This window comes from Streptomyces poriferorum (genome assembly GCF_019399235.1).
Taxonomy (GTDB): Bacteria; Actinomycetota; Actinomycetes; order Streptomycetales; family Streptomycetaceae; genus Streptomyces; species Streptomyces poriferorum.
The window spans coordinates 1-7,597 of record NZ_JAELVH010000296.1 but is presented as its reverse complement, the minus strand read 5'-3'; the positions used below and the strand labels follow the sequence as shown (position 1 = coordinate 7,597).

The window sequence follows — 7,597 nt, the reverse complement described above, 5'->3', positions numbered from 1 at the left end:
GGGACACCCTCCGCATCCCGCTCCCCGCCAGTGGCACCGCTCTGCTCGTCCCCGTCCACCACTGGTCCGCCACCGGCTGGCACCGCTTCGGCCCGCCCCTCCTGGAACAGGCCCCCGAAGGCGCGCCCACCGCCGACGCCGTCACCGTCGCCGTGCTCCTGGGCAGGGAGGCGGACCACAACGAGGGCGCCGACATGGTGGCCAGGGTGGCCGACTCGGTACGGCGGACCGCCGGATTCATCGACGTACAACGGCGCCACCCCACCGCACCCGCCGAAGCGGACCTCTTCCTCACCGCGGAGCAGTCCCTCCTCCTCGGCCACCCGCTCCACCCCTCGCCCAAGAGCCGCGAAGGCCTCTCCGACTCCGAGTCCCGCCTCTACTCGCCCGAGGCGCACGGCTCCTTCGCGCTCCACTGGATGGCCGTCGACCGGTCCGTCCTGGCCACCGACTCGGCCTGGACCGACCACGGCCGCCCGGTCCCGGCCGCGGAACTCGTGGCCCGCCACGCCCAGGGCCTTCGCGTCCCCGCACACACCACGCCGATCCCGCTCCACCCCTGGCAGGCACGCGAACTGGCGATGCGGCCCGAAGTCGCCGCCCTCGCCGACTCCGGCCTGCTGCACGACCTCGGCCCGTACGGCGAGCGCTGGCACCCCACCTCCTCGGTGCGCACCGTCGGGCGGCCCGGCGTCGACCTCATGCTGAAGCTCTCCCTCGGCGTACGCATCACCAACTCCCGCCGGGAGAACCTCCGCAAGGAACTCCACCGCGGCGTGGAGGTCCACCGGCTGCTGCGCACCGGACTCGCCCGGCAGTGGCACGCCCTCCACCCCGGCTTCGACATCGTCCGGGACCCCGCCTGGCTGGCGGTCGACACCCCCGGGGGCGAACCCGTTCCCGGCCTCGACGTCATGCTGCGCCACAACCCGTTCGACCGGTACGACGACGCCGTCTGCATCGCCGGGCTGACCGCCCCGCGCCCCTGGCCGGACCGGCCGGAGATGCGCTCCCGCCTCGCCGACATCGTCCGCCGCCTCGCCGCCGCCACCGGCCGGACCACGACCGCCGTCGCCGCCGAGTGGTTCCTGCGCTACCTGGACCGCGTGGTGCAGCCGGTCCTCTGGCTCGACGGCAACGCCGGAGTCGCCCTCGAAGCACACCAGCAGAACACCCTGGTCCTCCTCGACGCCGAGGGCTGGCCGGTCGGCGGCCGTTACCGCGACAATCAGGGCTATTACTTCCGTGAGTCCCACCGCGCCGTGCTCGACCGCAGGCTCCCCGGCATCGGAGCGGTCAGTGACACCTTCGTCGCCGACGCCGTCACCGACGAACGCTTCGCGTACTACCTCGGCATCAACAACGTGTTCGGACTGATCGGGGCGTTCGGCGCCCAGCAGCTCGCCGACGAGCAGGTGCTCCTCGCCGCCTTCCGCCGGTTCCTGGGAACGGCCACCGCACTGGGATCCCCGCTGCCCGCACAGCTGCTGGAAGCCCCCCGCCTGCGCTGCAAGGCCAATATGCTCACGCGCCTGAGGGGCCTCGACGAACTCGTCGGACCCGTGGACACCCAGTCCGTCTACGTCACCATCGCCAACCCCCTGTGCGGCTGAGGGAACCACCCCGTCCCGCCGGGACGCCGACCATCGAGAGACGGACGCCACCCGTCGAGAGAGGAGAGCGTCACCGTGCCTCCCGCCGATGCGCTCACCGACCCCCAGGCCGGCCCGGGCGCCGAGGACACGCTGGACCTGCGGCTCACCGGCGAACTGCTCGCGTTCCTGGGCGAGGAGGTCCCCGCGGACGGATACGGACCGCAGGACTCCGGTCTGCTCGACCGGCCGGCGCGATGGAAGCCCGTGATGACTTCGGCCGGCGTGTTCCAGCTCGTCCCCGTGCGACTGGAACGGGACCTCGCGGTGATCAGCCGCTGGATGAACGACCCCGCCGTCGCGGCCTTCTGGGAACTCGCGGGAGCCGAGACCGTCACCGCCGGGCACCTGATGCCCCAACTCGACGGCGACGGACGCAGCGTGCCCTGTCTGGGGGTGCTCGCGGGCGTCCCCATGAGCTACTGGGAGATTTACCGGGCCGACCTCGACCCCCTGGCCCGGTACTGCCCGGTCCGGCCGCACGACACCGGGATCCACCTCCTCATCGGTGAGGTGGACCGGCGGGGCCACGGGACCGGGAGCACCCTGCTGCGGGCCGTCGCCGACCTCGTACTCGACAACCGCCCACGGTGCACACGCGTCGTCGCCGAGCCCGACGTCCGCAACACCCCGTCCGTCTCCGCCTTCCTGAGTGCCGGATTCCGCTACTCCGCCGAGGTCGAACTCCCGGAGAAGCGGGCTGCGCTGATGGTCCGAGACCGAGCCCACCGCGACCGGCTGTGAACGATCCGCTGCTCTGTCCCCGCCGCCCGAACCCCGTCGGTTCCCACCCGAGGAGTCCCCGTGCAGAAATATCCCGCGAGCCGTGAGGCAGCCCCTTCGCCCGCGCTGCTCAGCACCCCGGAACTGAACAGCGCGGTCTGGGACCGGGCCGCCGCCCGGCTGCTCGCCAAGATGCTCGGCGAATTCGCCTACGAGGAGGTGGTCCGGCCCGTTCCACGCTCCGCCGGCGGCGATACGTACACCCTCGTGCTCGACGACGGCGGCAGCCTGAGCTTCACCGCCCGGCGGGGGGTCTACGGCAGCTGGCGCGTCGCCCCCGACTCGATCCGGGAGGCGAGCAGCGAGGCGACGGAGGCCGACGCCGCCGCAGGGACGGGCGACGAGGCAGGAACCGGGGCGCCGGGCCGGGACCAGGTCGCGGACAGTGTGCCCTTCAGCGATCCGCTGCTGTTCCTCGCCCGTGCCCGCCGTCTCCTCGATCTGGACGGTGCCACCCTCGGCCATCTGGTGCGCGAGCTCACCACCACGCTCACCGCCGACGCCCGCCTCGACCACGGCGCACTCAGCGCCGCCGAGCTGGCCGACCTCGGCTACGCCGAGCTCGAAGGTCACCAGACGGGCCACCCCTGGATCGTCGCCAACAAGGGGCGGCTCGGCTTCTCCGCCACCGACGCGGCCCGCTACACCCCCGAGGCCCGCACACCGGTCACCCTGCCCTGGATCGCCGTCTCCTCCCGGATCGCCGCCTACCGGGGCGTGAGCGAGCTCGCCGACCCCGGCCGCCTCTACGCCCAGGAGCTGGACCCCGCAGTCCGCGAGTCCTTCTCCGCCGTCCTGCGCGGCCGCGGTCTCGACCCGGACGGCTACTACTGCCTGCCCGTTCACCCCTGGCAGTGGGACGAGTGGATCGTGCCCCTGTTCGCCCCCGCCATCGCCGCCGGCGACATCGTTCCGCTGCACGCCGACCCGGACCTGCGGCTGCCGCAGCAGTCCATCCGCACCTTCGCGAACCTGGACCGGCCCGACCGGCACACGGTCAAGCTCCCGCTGTCCATCCTCAACACGCTGGTCTGGCGCGGCCTGCCGACCGAACGCACCCTCGCCGCGCCCGCCGTCACCGGCTGGGTGCAGGGGCTGCGCGACAACGATCCGTTCCTGCGCGACACCTGCGGTGTCATCCTCCTCGGCGAGGTCGCCTCGGTCACGGTCGAGCACCCGCTCTACGACCACCTCCCCGAGACGCCGTACCAGTTCAAGGAGATCCTCGGTGCGATCTGGCGCGAGCCGCTCCTGCCGCGCCTCGCACCCGGTGAGCGGGCCCGCACTCTCGCTTCGCTGCTGCACACCGACCCCCGGGGCCGCGCCTTCACCGCCGAGCTGGTCGCCCGCTCCGGTCTGACACCCACCGTCTGGCTCACCCGGCTCTTCGCCGCGCTGCTCCCGCCGCTGCTGCACTTCCTGTACCGCTACGGCACGGTGTTCTCCCCGCACGGCGAGAACGCCATCGTCGTCTTCGACGACCACGACGTCCCGGTACGCCTGGCGATCAAGGACTTCGTCGACGACGTGAACGTCAGCGCCCGGCCGCTGCCCGAGCACGACACGATGCCGGCCGACGTGCGCAGCGTGCTGCTCACCGAGGAACCCGCCTTCCTCACCCAGTTCATCCACTCCGGCCTCTTCACCGGAGTCTTCCGCTTCCTGTCCCCGCTCTGCGAGGAACAGCTCGGGATCCCGGAGAGCGTGTTCTGGTCACTCGTCCGGGCGGAGATCCTGCGCCACCAGGCGCGCTTCCCGGAGCTGAAGGGGAGGTTCGAGATGTTCGACATGCTGACTCCACGCATCGAGCGTCTCTGTCTGAACCGCAACCGCCTGCACCTGGACGGCTACCGCGACCGGCCCGAGCGCCCGCACGCGGCTGTCCACGGCACGGTGCCCAACCCGCTCCACCCCTCCACGTGAGTCCGGGAGTGACCGTCGTTGTCAGCGGCGCCCCGTAGGCTGGCCGGGCTATGACGAAGCCATCTCTCCCCGAGCTCCTGCACGCCGCCGTGACCGCCGTCGGCGGTACGGAGCGACCCGGCCAGGCCGCCATGGCCGATGCCGTCGCCGAGGCAGTGGACGACCAATCCCACCTGCTCGTCCAGGCGGGCACCGGCACGGGCAAATCGCTCGGCTATCTGGTGCCCGCCCTGGCGCACGGCGAGCGCGTCGTGGTGGCCACGGCGACGCTGGCCCTGCAGCGCCAGCTCGTGGAGCGCGATCTTCCGCGTACGGTCGACGCCCTGCATCCGCTGCTGCGCCGCCGCCCGCAGTTCGCCATGCTCAAGGGCCGGTCGAACTACCTCTGTCTGCACCGTCTCCACGAGGGCGTGCCGCAGGAGGAGGAAGAGGGGCTCTTCGACCAGTTCGAGGCGGCGGCCCCGTCGAGCAAGCTCGGCCAGGACCTGCTGCGCATGCGGGACTGGGCGGACGAGACGGAGACGGGCGACCGGGACGACCTCACCCCCGGTGTCTCGGACCGGGCCTGGGCGCAGATCTCCGTCTCCTCCCGGGAGTGCCTGGGCGCCACCAAGTGCGCGTACGGGGCCGAGTGCTTCGCCGAGCAGGCCCGCGAGCGCGCCAAGCTCGCCGACGTGGTGGTGACGAACCACGCGCTGCTGGCCATCGACGCCATCGAGGGTGCCCCGGTGCTCCCGAGCCACGAGGTACTGATCGTCGACGAGGCCCATGAGCTGGTCTCCCGGGTCACCGGAGTGGCCACCGGCGAACTCACCCCCGGCCAGGTCAGCCGGGCGGTGCGCCGGGCGGCGAAGCTGGTCAACGAGAAGGCCGCCGACGCGCTGCAGACGGCTTCGGAGGGCTTCGAGCGGGTCATGGAGCTGGCCCTGCCCGGCCGGCTGGAGGAAGTGCCCGAGGATCTCGGATACGCGCTGATGGCGCTGCGGGACGCCGCTCGTACGGTGATCACCGCGCTCGGCTCCACCCGTGACAAGTCCGTCGGGGACGAGGACGCGGTCCGCAAGCAGGCGCTCGCCTCGGTCGAGACCATCCACGGCGTGGCCGAGCGGATCACGCAGGGCTCTGAGTACGACGTCGTCTGGTTCGAGCGTCACGACCGTTTCGGCGCCTCCGTGCGGGTCGCTCCGCTCTCCGTCTCCGGGCTGCTGCGCGAGAAGCTCTTCAACGAGCGCTCCGTGGTCCTCACCTCGGCCACTCTCAAGCTGGGCGGGGACTTCAACGGGGTGGGCGCGTCCCTCGGGCTCTCCCCGGAGGGCACCGCGGGCGATGACATCCCGCAGTGGAAGGGCCTCGACGTCGGCTCGCCCTTCGACTACCCGAAGCAGGGGATCCTGTACGTCGCCCGGCATCTGGCGACCCCCGGCCGGGAGGGATCCCGTACCGACATGCTGGACGAGCTCGCCGAGCTGGTGGAAGCCGCGGGCGGGCGCACGCTCGGACTGTTCTCCTCGATGCGGGCGGCCCAGGCTGCCGCCGAGGAGTTGCGGGGCCGGCTGGAGAAGCCGATCCTGCTCCAGGGTGAGGAGACCCTGGGGGAGTTGATCAAGAACTTCGCGGCCGACCCCGAGACCTGTCTCTTCGGCACGCTCTCGCTCTGGCAGGGCGTCGACGTCCCGGGCGCGAGCTGTCAGCTGGTGGTCATGGACCGGATTCCGTTCCCTCGGCCCGATGATCCACTGATGAGCGCGCGCCAGAAGGCCGTCGAGGAGGCTGGGGGCAACGGCTTCATGGCCGTGGCCGCCACGCACGCGGCGTTGCTGATGGCCCAGGGTGCCGGCCGTCTGGTCAGGGCCACCGGGGACAAGGGCGTCGTCGCCGTGCTCGACCCGCGCCTGGCCAATGCCAGGTACGGCAGCTATCTGCGCGCCTCGCTCCCCGACTTCTGGTACACGACCGACCCGAACCAGGCGCGCCGCTCGCTCGCCGCGATCGACGCGGCGGCCAAGGCCGACGCGAAGTAGCCCGCGCGGGCCGTGGAGACATGGCCAGGGCCCCCGGATCCATACAGCGGATCCAGGGGCCCTCGCGGGTGGCGACGGGGCTTCACACCCGCCGCAGCACCGCCACGACCTTGCCGAGGATCGTCGCCTCATCGCCGGGAATCGGCTGGTACGCGGAGTTGTGCGGGAGCAGCCACACATGGCCGTCCTCGCGCTTGAAGCGCTTGACCGTGGCCTCGCCGTCCAGCATGGCGGCCACGATGTCGCCGTTCTCCGCCACGGGCTGGCGTCGTACGGTGACCCAGTCCCCGTCGCAGATCGCCGCTTCGATCATCGAGTCACCGACGACCTTCAGCACGAACAGCTCTCCGTCCCCGACCAGCTGGCGGGGGAGGGGGAACACGTCCTCCACCGATTCCTCGGCGAGGATCGGCCCACCGGCCGCGATCCGGCCGACCAGCGGCACGTACGACGCCGCGGGCTTCCCGGTGGTGTCCGTGGGCTGTGTGCTGGGCTGGTCGGAGCCGCGCACCTCGTACGCCCGCGGGCGGTGGGGGTCGCGGCGCAGGAAGCCCTTGCGCTCCAGGGCCATCAGCTGATGTGCGACGGAGGACGTGCTGGAAAGGCCCACCGCCTGACCGATCTCCCGCATCGACGGGGGGTAACCCCGCCGTTGTACGGAGTCCCGGATGACTTCGATCACTCGCCGCTGCCGGTCCGTGAGCCCCGAGCTGTCCGCCCGGATTCCAGGAGGTCGTCCGGGAAGCGAGCGCGCTGGGCGCGCGGGCTCCGGCCCCTCCGTGTTCGTGACTGAGTCATTCATGGCATGCACCGGCTCGAGTCGGCTCTGGGAGCGGTCCTGGGCAGTGATGATGGCACTGTCTGCGGTGGTGGTCACGTCGGCCCCTCTCGAATGGTCTCCCTAGCTGGACAACGGTAGTAGCTTTCGAAAGGTTGCGCCAAACACACGTTCGAGTGAAAAACGAATAAAAGTGTGCCGAGTGTTCGGTGCCAGGTGTATGAGCGAAGCCGGGAGAGCCGTTGCGCTGTCGGGCCGGACGGTTTTCCGCGCGTGCGGACGTTCCGGCAATTCGGACCATTACGCTACCGTCCGTGCCCGCGGCGTGAGCGCGCGGGGTCGCGGTCCGGGTCGTCCGGGGCGGGCGCGGGGGTGGGCCGGAGCGGTGCTCGCGCGGCCCCGGGGGCGTCGCCCCGCACTCGGTCGCGCCGCGCGCTTCC

At 71.7% G+C, this 7,597-nt stretch carries 5 protein-coding genes; 4 read left to right on the top strand and 1 reads right to left on the bottom strand.

The features are described from left to right. The 4 genes from JGS39_RS33405 to JGS39_RS33390 all read left to right on the top strand — a co-directional run. The coding region (locus JGS39_RS33405) for an IucA/IucC family protein (RefSeq protein WP_219573505.1) at window positions 1-1,613 on the top strand (1,613 nt) is incomplete at its 5' end. 75 nt (window positions 1,614-1,688) lie between these two features. Next, a complete protein-coding gene (locus tag JGS39_RS33400; RefSeq protein ID WP_219573504.1) occupies window positions 1,689-2,396 on the top strand; it encodes a GNAT family N-acetyltransferase in 708 nt (235 codons plus the stop codon). 60 nt (window positions 2,397-2,456) lie between these two features. Continuing rightward, a complete protein-coding gene (locus JGS39_RS33395; RefSeq protein WP_219573503.1) occupies window positions 2,457-4,358 on the top strand; it encodes an IucA/IucC family protein in 1,902 nt (633 codons plus the stop codon). A 50-nt stretch (window positions 4,359-4,408) separates the two neighbouring features. Beyond that, on the top strand, window positions 4,409-6,379 hold the full coding sequence (locus tag JGS39_RS33390; RefSeq protein ID WP_219573502.1) for an ATP-dependent DNA helicase: 1,971 nt from the start codon (window positions 4,409-4,411) through the stop codon (window positions 6,377-6,379). Between the two features lie 82 nt (window positions 6,380-6,461). Here JGS39_RS33390 and lexA read toward each other — a convergent pair whose 3' ends face one another. Beyond that, a complete protein-coding gene (lexA, locus tag JGS39_RS33385) occupies window positions 6,462-7,256 on the bottom strand; it encodes a transcriptional repressor LexA (RefSeq protein ID WP_219573501.1) in 795 nt (264 codons plus the stop codon). Window positions 7,257-7,597: the final 341 nt, after the last annotated feature.